At 66.3% G+C, this 16,061-nt stretch carries 17 protein-coding genes; 13 read left to right on the forward strand and 4 right to left on the reverse strand.

From position 1 onward, the window contains the following. Window positions 1-13 precede the first annotated feature (13 nt). From cobM to OKW27_RS14090, 3 genes are all read left to right on the forward strand, one after another. Window positions 14-742: a precorrin-4 C(11)-methyltransferase gene (gene cobM, locus OKW27_RS14080; RefSeq protein WP_429333841.1), complete on the forward strand. Its 729-nt coding sequence runs from the start codon at window positions 14-16 to the stop codon at window positions 740-742. Between the two features lie 156 nt (window positions 743-898). Then, window positions 899-1,930, forward strand: coding sequence for an AraC family transcriptional regulator (locus tag OKW27_RS14085; RefSeq protein WP_429333842.1), 1,032 nt, complete (start codon window positions 899-901; stop codon window positions 1,928-1,930). Between the two features lie 2 nt (window positions 1,931-1,932). Next, complete coding sequence (locus OKW27_RS14090; protein WP_429333843.1) at window positions 1,933-3,096, forward strand: alpha/beta hydrolase family protein; 1,164 nt, start codon at window positions 1,933-1,935, stop codon at window positions 3,094-3,096. Between the two features lie 37 nt (window positions 3,097-3,133). On the opposite strand, the gene OKW27_RS14095 is transcribed toward OKW27_RS14090, so the two are convergent. Further along, the gene (locus tag OKW27_RS14095) at window positions 3,134-4,834 is read right to left on the reverse strand and encodes an MDR family MFS transporter (protein WP_429333844.1); all 1,701 of its coding nucleotides are present in this window, start codon (window positions 4,832-4,834) and stop codon (window positions 3,134-3,136) included. Here OKW27_RS14095 and OKW27_RS14100 point away from each other — a divergent pair. The 4 genes from OKW27_RS14100 to OKW27_RS14115 all read left to right on the forward strand — a co-directional run bounded on the left by OKW27_RS14100 (window position 4,833) and on the right by OKW27_RS14115 (window position 7,237). Further along, window positions 4,833-5,108: a DUF1488 domain-containing protein gene (locus tag OKW27_RS14100; RefSeq protein ID WP_008923225.1), complete on the forward strand. Its 276-nt coding sequence runs from the start codon at window positions 4,833-4,835 to the stop codon at window positions 5,106-5,108. The two genes, OKW27_RS14095 and OKW27_RS14100, sit on opposite strands and share 2 nt — an antisense overlap. A gap of 319 nt (window positions 5,109-5,427) precedes the next feature. Further along, on the forward strand, window positions 5,428-6,063 hold the full coding sequence (locus OKW27_RS14105; protein WP_090809864.1) for a carbonic anhydrase: 636 nt from the start codon (window positions 5,428-5,430) through the stop codon (window positions 6,061-6,063). 45 nt (window positions 6,064-6,108) lie between these two features. Beyond that, window positions 6,109-6,282 carry a hypothetical protein gene (locus OKW27_RS14110; RefSeq protein WP_167368763.1) on the forward strand — a complete coding sequence of 58 codons (174 nt, stop codon included), beginning with the start codon at window positions 6,109-6,111 and terminating at the stop codon, window positions 6,280-6,282. Between the two features lie 166 nt (window positions 6,283-6,448). Continuing rightward, window positions 6,449-7,237, forward strand: coding sequence for a DUF4148 domain-containing protein (locus tag OKW27_RS14115; protein WP_429333845.1), 789 nt, complete (start codon window positions 6,449-6,451; stop codon window positions 7,235-7,237). A 31-nt stretch (window positions 7,238-7,268) separates the two neighbouring features. Here OKW27_RS14115 and surE read toward each other — a convergent pair whose 3' ends face one another. Continuing rightward, window positions 7,269-8,048, reverse strand: coding sequence for a 5'/3'-nucleotidase SurE (surE, locus tag OKW27_RS14120; protein WP_090809866.1), 780 nt, complete (start codon window positions 8,046-8,048; stop codon window positions 7,269-7,271). A gap of 116 nt (window positions 8,049-8,164) precedes the next feature. Between surE and OKW27_RS14125 the strand changes: the two genes are divergently transcribed. The 4 genes from OKW27_RS14125 (at window position 8,165) to OKW27_RS14140 (ending at window position 11,997) form a co-directional block, all read left to right on the forward strand. After that, entirely contained in the window at window positions 8,165-9,340 is a 1,176-nt protein-coding gene (locus tag OKW27_RS14125) for an epoxide hydrolase family protein (RefSeq protein WP_429333846.1), read from the forward strand. 163 nt (window positions 9,341-9,503) lie between these two features. After that, on the forward strand, window positions 9,504-10,463 hold the full coding sequence (locus tag OKW27_RS14130; RefSeq protein WP_429333847.1) for an aldo/keto reductase: 960 nt from the start codon (window positions 9,504-9,506) through the stop codon (window positions 10,461-10,463). Between the two features lie 172 nt (window positions 10,464-10,635). Further along, the gene (locus OKW27_RS14135) at window positions 10,636-11,580 is read left to right on the forward strand and encodes a metallophosphoesterase family protein (RefSeq protein WP_429334596.1); all 945 of its coding nucleotides are present in this window, start codon (window positions 10,636-10,638) and stop codon (window positions 11,578-11,580) included. A 36-nt stretch (window positions 11,581-11,616) separates the two neighbouring features. Beyond that, window positions 11,617-11,997 (forward strand): cupredoxin domain-containing protein, encoded by a 381-nt coding sequence (locus OKW27_RS14140; protein ID WP_429334597.1) that lies wholly within the window; start codon window positions 11,617-11,619, stop codon window positions 11,995-11,997. A 78-nt stretch (window positions 11,998-12,075) separates the two neighbouring features. Here the strand turns inward: OKW27_RS14140 and OKW27_RS14145 are convergent, their stop codons facing one another. Together OKW27_RS14145 and OKW27_RS14150 are read right to left on the reverse strand one after the other, a co-directional pair. Then, complete coding sequence (locus OKW27_RS14145) at window positions 12,076-12,381, reverse strand: hypothetical protein (RefSeq protein ID WP_090809877.1); 306 nt, start codon at window positions 12,379-12,381, stop codon at window positions 12,076-12,078. Window positions 12,382-12,456: 75 nt separating this feature from the next. Then, on the reverse strand, window positions 12,457-13,524 hold the full coding sequence (locus OKW27_RS14150) for an aromatic acid exporter family protein (protein ID WP_429333848.1): 1,068 nt from the start codon (window positions 13,522-13,524) through the stop codon (window positions 12,457-12,459). A 595-nt stretch (window positions 13,525-14,119) separates the two neighbouring features. On the opposite strand from OKW27_RS14150, the gene OKW27_RS14155 reads away from it, so the two are divergent. Further along, window positions 14,120-14,899, forward strand: coding sequence for a hypothetical protein (locus OKW27_RS14155; protein ID WP_429333849.1), 780 nt, complete (start codon window positions 14,120-14,122; stop codon window positions 14,897-14,899). Beyond that, window positions 14,856-16,052, forward strand: coding sequence for a diguanylate cyclase domain-containing protein (locus OKW27_RS14160; RefSeq protein ID WP_429333850.1), 1,197 nt, complete (start codon window positions 14,856-14,858; stop codon window positions 16,050-16,052). Before OKW27_RS14155 ends, OKW27_RS14160 begins: the two co-directional genes overlap by 44 nt. Window positions 16,053-16,061: the final 9 nt, after the last annotated feature.

Consider the following 16,061-nt stretch of genomic DNA (forward strand, 5'->3'; position numbering starts at 1 on the left):
ATTGGAGTACTGAATGACAGTGTTTTTTATCGGCGCTGGTCCGGGCGACCCGGAACTGATCACGGTCAAAGGGCAGCGTCTCGTGCGCAGTTGTCCGGTGATCCTGTATGCGGGGTCGCTGGTGCCGGCCGCGGTGCTCGAAGGTCATAGCGCGCAACAGGTGATCAACACCGCGGAGCTCGATCTCGACCAGATCGTCGCGCTGCTCGCGGCGGCGCACGCGAAGGGCCAGCATGTCGCGCGCGTGCATTCGGGCGATCCGTCGCTGTACGGTGCGATCGGCGAGCAGATCCGCCGTTTGCGCGAGCTGGCCATTCCTTACGAAATCGTGCCCGGCGTGACCGCGACGGCCGCATGCGCGGCGGCGCTCGGCTGCGAGTTGACCCTGCCCGGCGTGTCGCAGACGCTGATCCTCACGCGCTACGCGAGCAAAACGTCGATGCCCGAAGGCGAGCAGTTGGGCGATCTCGCGCGGCATCGCGCGACGCTGGCGATTCACCTCGGCGTGCGGCATCTCGCGCGCATCGTCGATGAGTTGCGGCCGCATTACGGCGGCGTGTGTCCGATTGCGGTGATCTATCGCGCGAGCTGGCCCGACGAGGAAAAGATCACTGGCACGCTCGACGATATCGTCGCGAAGGTGCAGGGCAGCGCGATCGAGCGCACCGCGCTGATTCTGGTCGGCCAGGTGCTGGCCGCCGAAGGATTCGCCGATTCGACGCTGTATACGAAGGGCAGTTGACGGCGCCGTGAAAGCCGTTCTGGCGTCAGGAAGCCGCTTGGGTTGTCGATCATAATGTGACGCAGCGCGCGAGCCTGGCCGCCCGTCTGCTGGCAAAACGCGAAAATCCGCAAGTTCTGCACCGCCTCGCGGCGCGCAGACCGCTATCGTGGCGCCATGATGAAGCCCAGCACCGAACGTGATTACCGTCGACGGATCGCTCGCGTGGTCGAGGCCATTCTGGTCGAGCCCGGCGCGCGACACACGCTCGACAGCCTCGCGGCCGTCGCGCATATGTCGCCGTATCACTTCCACCGGATTTATCGCGCGTTGATGGGCGAGAGCGTTGGCGACACCGTCAAGCGTCTGCGGCTCGCCGAGGCGGCCCAGCGATTGACCGACGCCGCGCAGGTCACCGCGGTCGCGCACGACGCCGGCTACGACAGTCCCCAAGCATTCGCGCGCGCGTTTCGCGATTTCACCGGTGTGTCGCCGAGCGAATTCAGGACCCGGCAGCGGCATCTGGTGGCGAATCCGGCGGTTTCGACAGCTTCGGCGCGGACCCTGCGAACGGCGCAAGCGCGCATCGCGCAGCGAGGCGACGGCGATGGCGACGGCGACGGCGCCCGCATTCACGATGGCGTCGACGATAACCGTGACGAAAGCACCGAAAGCCGAAGCACGCCTGCGCTGCCGTGCGTCGAAGTCACCGAGCTCGCGCCGCTCGACGTGCTATGCCTTCGCCATGACGGCCCGGTCGCGACGATCGGCCAGACCTTCCACACGCTGATGACGACGCTGCGCTGTGACGAGAACCCGCTGTTGCAACAGCGCGTCGGCATTTGCGCGCGCGATCCGTCGATGGCCGGCGGGTTTTGCTATCACGCGGCAATTGTCGCGGGCTCGCAGGCGGCGTTGAGCGGTGCGATGGAGCGGCTCGACGAAGCCGCGCAACGCCCGCGTGTTGTCGGGCCGCCGCCGGGCATCGAGCCGCTGCGGCTCGCAGGCGGGCTGTATGCGGTGCACCGCCTCGTCGGCCCTTATGCGCTGATCTCGCCCACTTTCAGGGCGCTGTACAGCGGCTGGCTGCCGCGCAGCGGCTACCGGCGCGATCAGCGGCCGGGACTGGAACTGTATCGAAGCACGCCCGATCGCGGCGCGCAACATCCCTGCGTCACCGATCTGCTGATCCCCATTTGCGAGCACTAACCATGATGCGTCGAGGTTGTGCCGCGCTGTCGAGCGCGGTGGTGGTGTCGTTGACCGCGGCGCTGTCCGGCGCGATGTGGGCGTCGTTGCCGGCGAACGCCATCGCGCAAACCGCCTCCGCCGGCTGGCATGTCGGCGAAACGAGCCGCGTATTTCACCCCGCCGTGGCCCGCAACTGGCGCGGCGCGCAAACGCAGGCGCTGATCACGCGTATCTGGTACCCGGCCGATGCGGCGCAACCCGAAACGCCTCACGATATCGGCGCGCCGGGCCATCCGATGTTCGTCGGCCACGCGGCCGCCGCCGATGCCCCGCTGTCCGCCGCGCAGCCCAAATACCCGTTGCTGCTGCTATCGCACGGCACCGGCGGCAGCGCGGACAGTCTCGACTGGCTCGCGGCCTCGCTGGCCGCGCAGGGTTATATCGTCGCGGGCGTCAATCATCCGGGTAACAACGCGCTGGAGCCGCGCACGCGCGACGGCTTCATCCTCTGGTGGGAGCGCGCGACCGATTTGAGCGAAGTGCTCGACGGGGTGCTCGCGGACCCGCGTTTCGGTCCGCGCGTCGACACGACGCGGATCGGCGCGCTGGGCTTTTCGCTCGGCGGCTATACGGTGCTCGAAGTCGCGGGCGCACGGACCGATCGCGCGGCGCTGGAGCGCTTCTGCACGTCGCCCGAAGCCGATGCGATCTGCTCGCCGCCCGAAGCCGCCAATCTCGCGCACGCGCCGGGCGCGCCGGCGCTGACGGTCGAGGGGCTATCGGCGGAAACGAACGCATCGCGCGCGCGCTCGGGCGACTCGTATCGCGATCCGCGCGTCAAAGCCGCGTTCGCGATCGCACCCGCGCTCGGCGAGGCATTCAACAGTTCGTCGTTCAAGGAAGTGACGATTCCGGTCGCGCTGCTGGCGGGCGAGGCGGACACGACCGCGCCAGTCAACACCAACATTCACCGCATCGCGGGCTTCATGCCGCAAGCGACGGTGACGATGGTGCCGGGCGCCTCGCACTATACGTTCATGGATGTGTGCGAGCCCGAGGCGATGGAGCGTCTGGCGCCGATCTGCAAGGACGGGCCGGGTGTCGATCGCGCCGCGATTCATGCGCGAACCGCGGCCCAGGTGCGTGATTTCTTCGCGGCGACGCTGCCGGCGGGCGGCTCATAGCGCTCGCGAACGCACGTGGTTCGCGACGCCGCGCGACTCAGTCCTCGAGCGGCGACAAGGCCTTGAGTGGTGCCGGCTTGTCGTCGCCGAATCGGATCGTTGGGACCAGCGCGAGCAGCGCGACCACGAATAGCGCGATCACGAACATCGACACGAAGGTCAGATGCAGCGACTGGTGCAGCACGAGCCGGACCAGATCGCTGTCGCCGAGATCGGCGGCGCGGTTCTGCAGCAGCGCCTTCAACTGATCCGACGTGACCGTCGCGACGCCCTGCGAATGACTGAGCCCGAAGTTCAGCACCGCGCCGAACAGCGTCGCGCCGAGCGTGCTGCCGAGATTGCGCGAAAACAGGTTCGACGCGGTCGCGCTGCCGCGTTCGTCCATCCTGACGATCTCCTGGATCAGCACGAGCGAACTGACGCTCGACGTCCCCATGCCAAAGCCCATGATCAGCGACGCGAACCCGGCGACGAGCGGCGACGCGCCCGGCGACAGCAACAGCAGCAGCACCGCGCCGAGCGGCACGAACGCGCTGCCGCAGATCAGGATGCGCCGCAAACCGAGCCGGTGAAACGACTTCGCCGCGAACGTCGCGCCGGTGGGCCAGCCGACCATCATCATCGTCAGCGCGAGGCCGGCCACCACGGGCGAACGATGCAGCACGCCCTGCACGTACATCGGCAGGAACGTGGTCGCGCCCATCAGGATCATGCCGGCCAGCACCGTCGCGCTGTTGCATGCGGCGATCGGGCGGCGGCTCCATAGCGCGAACGAGATCATCGGTTCGGCCGCGCGACGCTCCTGCAGCACGAACAGCAGCACGCACAGCACGAAGACGCCGCCTGCGAACGAGGCTGGCGCCAACGCGTCGTCGCCGGCGTAGGTCAGCGTCATCATCAGCGCTGCGATCGCGGCCATGAACAGCGCGGCGCCGGCGAAGTCGATGGACGGCCGCGCGTGCCGTTCCGATTCGCGCAGGAACGCGATGAAGCCCGCCGCCGACGCAAGCCCGATCGGCACGTTCATCCAGAAGATCCACGCCCACGACAGGTTGTGAATGATGAAGCCGCCGACCATCGGACCCACGACCGCCGAAATCGCCCACACGCTCGCGAGATAACCCTGCACCTTGCCGCGTTCGCGCGCCGGGTACAGATCGGCGACGACGGTCAGCGTGACCGGCTGGATCGCGCCCGCGCCGATCCCCTGGATCAGGCGGAACACGATCATCGCCGGCATTGACCACGCGAAGCCGGCGAGCACCGAGCCGACGAGAAAGATCGCGATGCCCGCGAGGATCACGGGCTTGCGCCCATAGAGGTCGGCGAGCTTGCCGAACACCACGGTCATCGCGGTCTGCGTGAGCAGGAACGACGAGAACACCCAACTGTATAAATGCAGGTCGCCGAGTTGCGAGACGATCTGCGGCATCGCGGTCGACACGATGGTCGCTTCGATCGCGACCATCGCCATCGAGGCCATCACGGCGGCGATCACGAGCGGGCGTGAAGATTGAGTATTGCGGGACATGAAGGGCGTAGTATCGATATGTTGAATGCGTCGACGGCCCGGAGGAGGCCTTGCTGCGACGCATCGGCGCGGCCGCGCGCGGCGGCCGGTCAGGAGTATGCACCTTGCGGAGAATGCGCGCTCGCGCCCGGGCAGCCGGCGAGCCGGCCGGATTGGGCACGACCGTTGCGTATTCGGATTTCCCTTTGACACACGGAGGACAATCATGAGGATCGAATTCACCGGACGCCGGGAAGTGGTGGCTGCTGCGCGCGTCGCCTACGAGGCCAATGTGGACGGGAAGGACGTATGGTGCAGCGTGTCGCTCGACGCGCTCAATGACCATTTCGGCAATGGCAGCCTCGGCAACGGCGCCCCGTCGGCTCACGATCTGGTGGGAGCGTTCGAGGCGAACCGCGCCCGCATTGAAAATGCTACGCGGCGGGTGCTCGAACGCAACGGGGGACGGTCCGTGGAGCTCGAGACGCGCGACTTCGATTGAGCGACCCGCATGCTTGTATCGGGTCAAGCGATTCGTGCCGCGGTGGTAAGGACTCTTCCATCGCGGCGACTATATACGCGACGTCGGCGCGGCTACAGTATCGACGCACACACCGTTTAACGCGTGTGAGCGAGAGAGTTGGACCCGGCTGCCGGCAGCCGGGTCTTTTTTTATGGCGCGTGCAAGCATTCCATTATTTCGCTGGCAGTTCGCCGCAGGAGCGTCCGACGATTAGCACGGTGATTCGCGCGACGATTGAAAGGCTGCGGTATAGTCGCGGCAACTTTAAATCCGTCTCTTCGATTCTCTGGAGAATATCGTGCAGGAAATCATCGAAGGTCTGATCCGCTTTCAACGCGAGGTCTTTCCACAGCAAAGCGCACTCTTCAAGCGTTTGTCGACCGCGCAGAATCCCAGCACGCTCTTCGTGACCTGTTCGGACAGCCGCGTGGTGCCGGAACTGCTGACGCAGACCGAACCGGGGTCGCTGTTCGTGATCCGCAACGCGGGCAACATCGTGCCGTCGTACGGTCCGGAGCCGGGCGGCGTGTCGGCGACCGTCGAATATGCGATTGCCGTGCTCGGCGTGACCGACATCGTGATCTGCGGCCATTCGAACTGCGGCGCGATGACGGCGATCTCGAGCTGCACGAATCTGGAGCACATGCCGGCGGTCGCGAGCTGGCTGCGTCACGCGGATGCGGCGAAGGCGATCAACGCGTCGCGCCACTACTGCTCGGATGCGGAGCGTCTCGAGGCGCTGGTCAAGGACAACGTGATCGCGCAGCTCAGCAACATCCGCACGCATCCGTCGGTAGCGGTCGGACTCGTGAACAAGACGCTGCGGCTGCATGGCTGGATCTTCAATATCGAAAGCGGTGAAATGCTTGCGCTCGATGGCAAGACCGGTAACTTCTTGCCGCTTGCGGATAATCGGGAAATTTGTGCGAGTTGAAGCGGCATTAAAACGGGTTTTTAGTTTGAAGGATTAACACTCGGCTTGCTAAAAGCCGGCGCGGCGGCGCGGTTTCAACCCCACCGCGCCGCCCGCCACGACCATCCCTATCAGCTCGACGTCACCAGCGAATCCGGCGCTGCGCTTGCGTCGCTGAAAACAGGGTCGAAGGCGGCGCCGGAAGAACCGCTTGGGACTCCGATTAAAGCGCGCGTTTGAACGGAAGAATACCCGTCGGTTTCGGACACATCCCCGACCAGATCCGCCGATTCGTCGGTTGTTGGGGCTAAAAAGGAAAACACTGTCATTCGGATCGCCCACACTTCGACTAATGGGTCGGTCGATCGGTTGGAATGGGGAGCGTGCCTTGTATAGCGAACCGAGAATGATCGTGTTGATGGGCCTCGTCTTCGGCGCGGTGACGATTGGGGCCTATGTGTCGCAGCTGGACAACGACTGGTCGTCCGGTCGGGACGTGAGTCTCGTCGCCGACGGCGGACGGGGTGTCAGCGCGACGGCGGCGGCGGCGGGGCAGAGCGAAGGCCGGCCCGGCGCGGCGACGGTCGCGCCGGCAACGCGCCGCCATGCGCTGCGCGACGACGTGGCCGCCTTGCGGGCTCAGCCGGCCGCGTCGATTGGAGCGCAGGCGGGCGATGCTCTGGCCATCGCCGCGCTACAGTTCGCGCGGGAGTCGAACAAGGCGCAGCAACAGCAGCAGCCGCACCCGCAGCAGACGAGTTTGCCGCCGCAGCCTGCGGTGACTTCGAACCGGACCCAGGCGCCACCCACGGCAAAGACCGGGCACGCACACCATAGCCGCGTTGCGTCGGGTACCACGACGAAACCTCGCTCAGCGCAAAGTGTCGCGACGACATCGGGTAGTCATGCGCGGGGCGGCAGCCACCGGAAAAGTTCTACTGCCGAGCGGTCTGGGAAGAAAGCGGCCAGCGTCGTGCCAGAGGCGCGGCCGTTGCCGCAATATGCAACGCAAGGCGTCGAGTCGCCATGGTCGATGCCGCGCGCGGGGCTGACCAGCCAGTCCGCAACTCAGGCGGTCGCCAGCAACGGCCCCAAAACCCGCGCCGAAGTAGAGGCCGAACTCGTGCGCGCGCGTGAGAACGGCACGATGCCCGCGTTCGGCAGACCCGAGCCATCGGGACCTGGGGCGCACTGAAGCGGGCCTCGCGCTGCGTCCCCGGCAACCGTTAGATCAACGACGCGGCGAGCCGCGCGAAGGTGGCTTCGTCGGTGCGATCGAACGCAAGCGGCGTGACCGATACGCGCCCCGCCGCGACGGTTGCCGTTTCGCTGTCGGCATCGTTCTCGCGCGGGCCACGATCGAAGCGCAGCCAGTGATACGCGATGCCGCGCGGGTCGACTTCCGGCAGCACCTCGATGTCCCTGACGAGCCCGACGCCCTGGCGCGTCGGCGTCAGCGGACCGGCGTCGGCGGCATCGACGTCGGGGAAGTTGATGTTCAGGCAGGTCGGCGCCGCATGCTCGATCGCGAGCAATTGACGGATCACGCCGGGTGCGAGCGTGCGCGCGGTGTCCCAGCGCACGCGCTCGCGATCGCTGAACGCCTGGCTCAGCGCGAACGACGGCAGCCCGAGCAGCAGACCCGTCATCGCCGCGCCGACCGTGCCCGAGAACATCGTTTCGATGCCGAGGTTGCCGCCGCGATTGACGCCGGACAGCACCAGCGACGGCGGCGCCTCGCGCATCAGATGACGCACGCCCATCACGACGCAATCGCCGGGCGTGCCGGTTACGCCGAAACGGCGTTCGCCCTGGCGGCTCACGCGCAGCGGTGAATGCAGGCTGATGGAATGCGACGTACCGCTCTGGTCGTGCTCGGGCGCGACCACCCAGACTTCGTGCGCGAGCTCGGCGGCCACGGCTTCGAGCACGGCGAGGCCGGGCGCGTCGATACCGTCGTCGTTCGTCAGCAGCACTCGCGGCAGCTTGGATTCGTAAGCGGACATCGCGTCAATCTCCTGTGGCTCGGTGAATGAATCGTAGGGAAGGGACGCTCATTATCGAGCTTTCGTCGCACGCGCGTACGATGACGGTGAGCCGCCAACGACCCAGGACGACCCCCATGCAGATCGACCCGTTTGAGATTGCGATCGCCGATCAGGATATCGACGATTTGCGCCGCCGCATCCACGCCACCCGCTGGGCGCCCACGACGCCCGCGCCCGCCTGGCAGCAGGGCGCCGACCCGGCCTGGCTGCGCGAACTCGCGAGCTATTGGGCCGGGCAATTCGACTGGCGCGCGGCCGAACGCAGGTTGAACCAGCTGCCGCAATTTCTCGCCGACGTGAACGGCCAGACCGTGCACTTCGCGCATCGGCGCGCCGCCAGTGTCGCGCCCGGCTTTCAGGCTTATCCGCTGGTGATCACGCACGGCTGGCCCGGTTCCTTCTTCGAGTTTCACGCGCTGCTCGATCAGTTGTGCGATCCGGTCGCGTTCGGCGCCGATCCCGCCGACGCCTTCGACGTCGTCGCGCCGTCGCTGCCGGGCTTCGCGTTTTCGCCTGCGCCCGCGCAGGCCGGCATGTCCGCGTTCCAGGTCGCGGACCTGTGGGTGTTACTGATGCGCGGACTCGGCTACGAGCGCTTCGGCGCGCAGGGCGGCGATCTTGGCGCGGGCGTGTCGATTGCGTTGGCCGCGCATCACCCGCGGGTGGTCGACGGCATCCATCTGAACTTCCTGCCGAGTTCCTATGAGCCCGCGATCGGCGCGGCGCAGCGGGAGCTGACGCCGGCCGAGCAGGACTATCTGCGCGAGAAGAACGACTGGGCCGCACTCGAAGGCGGTTACGCGCATCAGCACGGCACCAAACCGCTGACGCTCGCCGCGTCGCTGAACGATTCGCCGGTGGGACTCGCCGCATGGATCGGCGAGAAGTTTCGCGCGTGGAGCGATTGCGGCGGCGAGGTGGAAAGCGTGTTCTCGAAAGACGATCTGCTGACCCATATCTCGCTGTACTGGTTCACGCAGTGCATCGGCCCGGCGATGCAGATGTATTGGGAAAACCGCCTGCAGCCGATGCGTTTCTCCGACGGCGAGCGCATCGACACACCAGTCGGCTTCGCGCTGTTTCCGAAGGAGATCAATCATCCGCCGCGCAGCTGGCTCGAACGAACCTTCAACGTCGCGCAGTGGAGCGAAATGCCAGCCGGCGGGCACTTCGCGGCGATGGAAAAGCCCGCGTTGCTCGCGGCCGAGATTCGAAAGTTCTTCAGGCCGTTGCGGCAGAAAGCGCGCTAGGCGCGCAGCGCGACGCGTCACGCTGCTTCTGTTTCACCTGGCACGACCGCGCCCCTCGCGTCGAGCGTCTCGCGGCGATCGCAGGCTGCACGCATTCATCGACGACAGCCACGCCAGCGTGGACGGTGGTCGAACTTTCATGCACGAGGGCACCATACAGGCTATGGCACATTCGTCGAACCACGATCACCGCCGCCGCTTTCTGCGCACGGCGCTCGGGCTGCCGGCAGCGCTTGCGCTGTCGCGCGTCACGTCCGCGCAAACCGAGGCGCACGCGCAATCCGGTGCCGCCTTACCCCGCATGAGTCGCCGCGCGATCCCGTCCACCGGCGAAGCGCTGCCGGTGATCGGCTGCGGCACGTGGCGCACCTTCGACGTCGGCGACGATGCCGCCGCCCGCGCCCAACTCGCCGAGGTGCTGCGCATCCTGTTCGAAGCGGGCGGCTCGGTGATCGATTCTTCGCCGATGTACGGTTCGTCGGAAGCGGTCGTGGGCGCGCTGCTCACGCAGCTCGACGCGCATCGCAAGGCGTTCGTCGCCACCAAGGTCTGGACCGAGGGACGCGAGGCCGGCATCGCGCAGATGGAGGAATCGCTGCGGCGTTTTCAGCAGCCGCATGTCGATCTGATGCAGATCCACAATCTGCTCGACTGGCGCACGCAGCTCGCGACCTTGCGCGACTGGAAAGCGCGCGGCCGGATTCGCTATCTCGGCATCACGCATTACACATCGAGCGCGTTCGACGAAGTCGCGGCGGTGATGCGCAGCGAGAAGCCCGACTCCGTGCAGATCAACTACGCCGCCGACGATCGCGCGGCCGAGCAGCGCATCCTGCCGCTCGCGGCCGATCTCGGCATCGGCGTCGTGATCAATCAGCCGTTCGGCGGCGGCGGCTTGCTCGCGCGCGTGATGAAAATGCCGTTGCCCGCATGGGCCGGCGAAATCGGCTGCACGAGCTGGGCGCAGATTCTGTTGAAATTCGTGCTCGCGCAGCCGGCGGTGACGGTCGTGATTCCGGGCACCGGGCGGCCGCAATACATGGCGGACAACGTGCGCGCCGGATCGGGACCGCTACCCGACGACGCGATGCGCGCGCGGATCATCGCGGCGGTCGGCGGCTGACGTGATGCGCAATCCAGTGCGCAATCCGCCACGGCGATTACTTGCCGCTTGCTATTCGCATACAGGTGCCGCCTCCCACAAACGCCGCACGACACGGGAATAAAACCGGCCACACGCCAGTCATGCCTCACGAACCGGGTTCGGTTCGGCGAATCCTTATCGTGAGGTCATGATGTCGTCACATCATTCATTCGATCCGGCGCGTCGCGGCGCGCTGAAGTGTCTTGCGTTCGGTGGCCTCGGCACCGTGTTCATGCTGTCGGGCGGCGTGCTGACGCCGGTCGAACTCGCGCTCGCGGCCGACGCGAACACCGCGACGCCAGCGGCTGGCACGCCGCTTTTCCTGCAGATCAGCGACACGCATATCGGCTTCAACAAGGAGGCGAATCCCGACGTCGCGGGCACGCTGAAACAGACGATCGATTACGTCAACGCGATGCCGGCGCGTCCGCCGCTCGCGATTCACACCGGCGACATCACGCATCTGTCGAAGCCCGCGGAATTCGATCTGGCCGCGCAGCTGATGTCGGGACTGAAGATCACCGAGGTGCACACGGTCCCCGGCGAGCATGACGTCACCGACGGCCCCGGCACGGAGTACTTCAGCCGCTTCGGCAAGGCTTCGGATAACCGCGGCTATTACAGCTTCGATCACCAGGGCGTGCATTTCGTCGGGCTCGTCAACGTGATGCATTTCAAGCCGAACGGCCTCGGCGGTCTCGGCGACGAGCAGCTCGAATGGCTCGAAAACGATCTGAAAGGCCGCTCGTCGAGCACCCCGGTCGTGGTGTTCGCGCACATGCCGATGTGGACCATCTACGAGCCGTGGGGCTGGGGCACCGGCGACGCGGGACAGGCGATGAGCTATCTGAAGCGCTTCGGTTCCGTGACGGTGTTGAACGGCCACATTCATCAGATCGTGACGAAGGTCGAGGGCAACGTGACGTTCCATACCGCGCGCTCGACCGCCTATCCGCAGCCGACCGCCGGCCAGGGCGATGGCCCTGGGCCGCTGAAGGTCGCGAGCGACCAGCTGCCGAAGATGCTCGGCGTGACGAGCGTCAGCATCGCGCGTCATCCGCTGAAGGCGACGCTCGACGACACGACGCTCGCCTGACGACACGCGCTACTTTTACGCTCGAGGAGATCAATGATGCTAACCAGGATGATGGGCCGCGCGCTCGCGATTCTGCTCGGCAGTGTCGCGATTCCGGCGGTGTCGGCGGGGCTCGGTTTTGCGCAAACGACGATGCCGATGCAGGTGCAGAAACAGACCGTCGCGTCGACGCCTAACGCGATCGTCATCAAGAACTTCATGTTCTCGCCGAAGGAACTGACCATCAAGGCGGGCACGACGGTCACATGGAAGAATCTCGACGGCGAGCCGCACTCCGTGGTCAACGACGCGGGCCTGTTCCGCTCGGCCGCGCTCGATCAGGACGACACCTATCAGTTCAAATTCGATAAACCGGGCGTGTACAAGATCTTTTGCGGCATCCATCCGAACATGAAGGCGACCATTACCGTGCAATGATCCAATTGCCGCCAAGCCCTTGCTCAGCAAGGGCAGTTCGGATTTTGCTCCGAACTCAACCCTGGATCGCGAGCACTGTTATTCCGTAGGCGGCTTGGCCTGCCCCCAGTCGACGGGGTGGTGCAGCGAAATCTGCAGACGATCGCGCAATTCGGGATGGACAGACGCCTGGTTGAGAACAGCCATGCCTCCGATTTGACGCAAGGTTTCGTCCGTGATCGGCGCGCGGCAATCGTCCGAACCCAGAGGCACAGTCATTGCCATTCCGCGCGCTATCTGCCGATCAATTGCCCCCTCGACTTCCTCGCGCGACACGGTACATACCTGGATTTCACAGGCATCCTCGTTATAAAAAATCACGGTGGCACGCTGGCGCTTTGTCATCTCAGAAACCTCTGCAGCTCTGGTAATTTTGAAATGCCGTCTGTTTGCACATGGCATAAGCACGGGGGTCTTGGGTCACGCGGTATGCAGCTCGCTCAACCGGCACAGCAGAATCCCATAGCCGGTCAGATGCCCGAGGTACACGCTCGTAAACACGTCCGACGCGGGCAGGTCCTCGGTCAGCTGACGCAGGTCCTCCAAATGCAGCGGCGGCGCGTCGAGCGGCGGACGCTCGACGCGCAGGTCCGCCGCCTCGGCCAGTTGCCGGTGCGCGTTGACGAGCCGCGCGAGCCGCGCGAGAAACATTTCGCGCCACGCGGCGTCGAGCGCGGCGAACTGATCGTGAAACGTGTCCATCGTTTCAAGAAAATTGACCAGCGAATCGAAGGTCTCCTGATAGCTCGCGAACACCGGCAGCCGTGCCGCGTTGCGCTTCAGATGCGGCGACACCCACGCCTGCTCGAGGTCGGTCTTCAGCAGCAGGTGCGCCTGCTTCAGGTTCGTGCTCAGCATGCGCAGCCTGGAGGCCGCCGGCTTGATCTGCGCTTTGTCGAGCTGTCCCGCGGCCAGTCGCGCGACGACATCGGTGGCCTGTTCGTTGCCGTCGTTGACGAGCGTGTTCGCCCAGTAGCCGTGATCGGGCGGAAACGCGATCTGCTGGATGACGAAGCCGAGCAACATGCCGAGTACCACGCCAATCAGGCGCTGTTCGAGCATCGGAAGATGTTCGCCGGTATAGAGCACGAGCGTGATCGGCACCGTGATGCTGGTCATCTGGAACAGCGACGGCCGCAGCGCGACGATGCTGAAGATCACGACCGGCAGCAGCGCCGCGCCCATCCACAGGTGCGGCGCGGTCAGCCAGATCAGCAGCGTGCCGATCGGCATCGCCACCACGTTCGAAAACACCCGCTTGTAGAAGTAGCTTCGAGCCGCCGAAATCGAGCTACCGAGCGCCAGCGTCAGCATCGTCGAACCGGCTAGCGGCACGGCCGCGTCGGGAAAGCCGAGCAGGTATGGGATGCCGAAACCGATCCACAGGCCGAGCGTCAGCTTCGTGTACTTGGCGGTTTCCGACAGAGAAAAGCGCGCGAGCGCGCGGCGCAAGGGCGTGAGTGGTTGGTGCAGATACCTGTTCGACATGATTTTTATGCTGACCAATGACGTGGGGCCGAGCACCGTTGGGCCCGGCACCGTTGGGCCCGGCACGGCGCGGCGTCGCGACATGCGCGCACGTGACCTTATCATCCGGCGCGGACGGCTTCGGGAATTCGCACGGCAGCAGGTTCGCGGAATGCGGCTCGAGGCGCGCGGCGCGCGGCGCGCGCAGTCCAACGCGGGTTTCAAGCGGCGGGTTCGGCGTCGCGCGCGCGTTCGCCGCCAGGCCCGGTTGTTGCGTGCGAAACGGCGACCGCGTTGGCGCGTTTCGCAGAATCCGCGTCGCATCGAGCGTAGCGGCCTCCGGCAGGCGCACGGCTGGCTCTCGGGCTCTGTGCCAGGTTGGAGTTTTTACCGGCTTTGCACGCTTTTTTGCCAACTCACACGGCATCGGGCGGCGTCGTTTGAAGCACCGCCGAAGCGAGGCGGAAACGCAACGCTGCTATGTTGTCGGCCGTTCGCGACAGGATTACATTCATTGAGCATTGCGTGCAGCGGCAGTCCGCGAGCTCGGTTTACGCGCCGGCTCGTCAGCGCGCCAGCTTGTCTGCAAGAAGTGGCATACCCGGAGCGTATTGCGATGGCTACCGATCCCGACGATATCGACTTGCGTCATTCCACAACGGACGGCCGGGCCTCCTTCGAACCCGACGGCCCTGACGAATCGGGCGTGCCGCCCCCGCGCTTCGGCCGCCTCGCCCTGTGCCTCGCGGCGGCCGGCGCGCTGACGTTCGGTGTGATGGGCACCGTCGCCTACGGCGTCTGGTTCAACCAGGATCAGCAGACGTACGCGGATGCCATTGCGGGCGCGCGCCAGGCGCTCGGCTCGTCGGCATCGGCCCGGGTGCCGACGGTGGCCGTCGCGCACGCGCCGGAGGAGGCCGCCGCGCCGTTTGCCATGCCGTTTGCCATGCCGTCAGCCAGGCAGCCCGCCGCGCCAGAGGTCGCGCTCGCAGCGGCCGGCGCGAACGGCGGCTTCGAGGACACCAACCCGGCCGTGTGGTCCGGGCAGATCCACGCGAGTACGCCTGACCCGAATCTCACCGCCACGCTGGCCGATACGCCGGTCGATACCTCGGCGGATATGTCGGCGGATATGTCGGCCAACCCACCCACAGCCCCCATTGTTCCCACGCCACCGCCGGGCTACACGCGGCACGTCGCCAATGCCGCCAATTCCACCGCGAAGCCCGCGGCCGGTCACGACGCGAAAGAAACGCGGCTCGCACAGCAGGAGCGGCGCGCGTCGTCGCAGCACAAGGGCGGTCTGTTTGCGCGGATCGGACAGTTCTTTCGACGCGTGAGCTATCGTCAACATGACAATGGCCGACGGCAACAAGATATCTACTCCCATCCCTGAGCACGCGGTCGTCGGGCCAGCGGGGCGAGCAGGGCTGCGCGGCGCCGCACGCGCGCGCGCGCCGATGTGGCGCTTCCGGCCGGGGCCCGCGAGTGTCGGCGTGGCCGCGCTGTTGTGTCTGCTGTTCGGCCTGCTGTATGTGGCGATGCAGATCCGCACGGTGTTTTCCGATCAGTTGAAGCAGGAGTACGCGGGCCTCGTGCTCGAAGCCGCCGGGCGCGTCGACAGCGCGCGCGAGCAGTTGGCCGCGTGGCAGCATATGGCCGACACCCTGGCGAGTCACGACGCGTCGTTCGTGCCGGCCTATGACGCGGCGCGCGCCGAACTCGCGCGGCGTTTCGCGGCGCTCGCGGCGCTCGTCAACGCGAGTCCGTCGCCGGCGCCGCCCATTCCGTCGATGTCACCGACACAGGCGACGCCCGAAGCCGTCGCGGCGGCGCTCGGCAGCGTGTCGGCCTACTGGCGCGCGCAACGCGACGCGTCGAGCGCCGACGTGCGGCTGCGCGTCGCGCACGTCGCGCGCACGCTGATCGCGCTCGCCGCGCTGCTGTTCTGCATGCTGATCACGGCGCTCGGCATGTACGCGAAGCGCACCCGCCAGCTCGCGGGGCAGTCGCACGAGTTCGAGCTGGCGTCGCTGCACGATTCGCTGACGGGCCTGTCGAACCGCCGCAAGCTGCTGGCCGCGCTCGACTCTGCCGCGAGGCACGCGCGGACCGCGGCCGTCGAGCAGCGCTTCGCCGTGCTGTATATCGACCTCGATGGCTTCAAGCAGGTCAACGATTCGTTCGGGCATCGCACCGGCGACGAATTCCTCGCCGCGGTATCCGCCCGGTTTCGCGCGTCGGTGCGCAAAGGCGATCTGGTCGCGCGCATCGGCGGCGACGAGTTCGCGGTGCTGGTGCGCACCTTTGCGGGCGATGACGAGCTGGCCGAGATCGCGCGCCGGCTGATGGCCTGCGTGGTCGACACCGACGAGCAGTTGGGAATCGGCGGCGTGCGCGCGAGCGTGGGCATTGCGAGTTATCCCGACGACGTCGACGATCACCGCCGTCTGGTCGCCGCCGCCGATGCCGCGATGTATCAGGTCAAGCGCGACGGCAAGAACGGCTTCGCGTTCGCGGCGCAGACGGGCAGGGAAGCGACGTTGTGAACCGCCTGA

Origin of the sequence: Paraburkholderia sp. 35.1 (genome assembly GCF_050436525.1) — a bacterium.
Classification (GTDB): Bacteria; Pseudomonadota; Gammaproteobacteria; order Burkholderiales; family Burkholderiaceae; genus Paraburkholderia; species Paraburkholderia tuberum.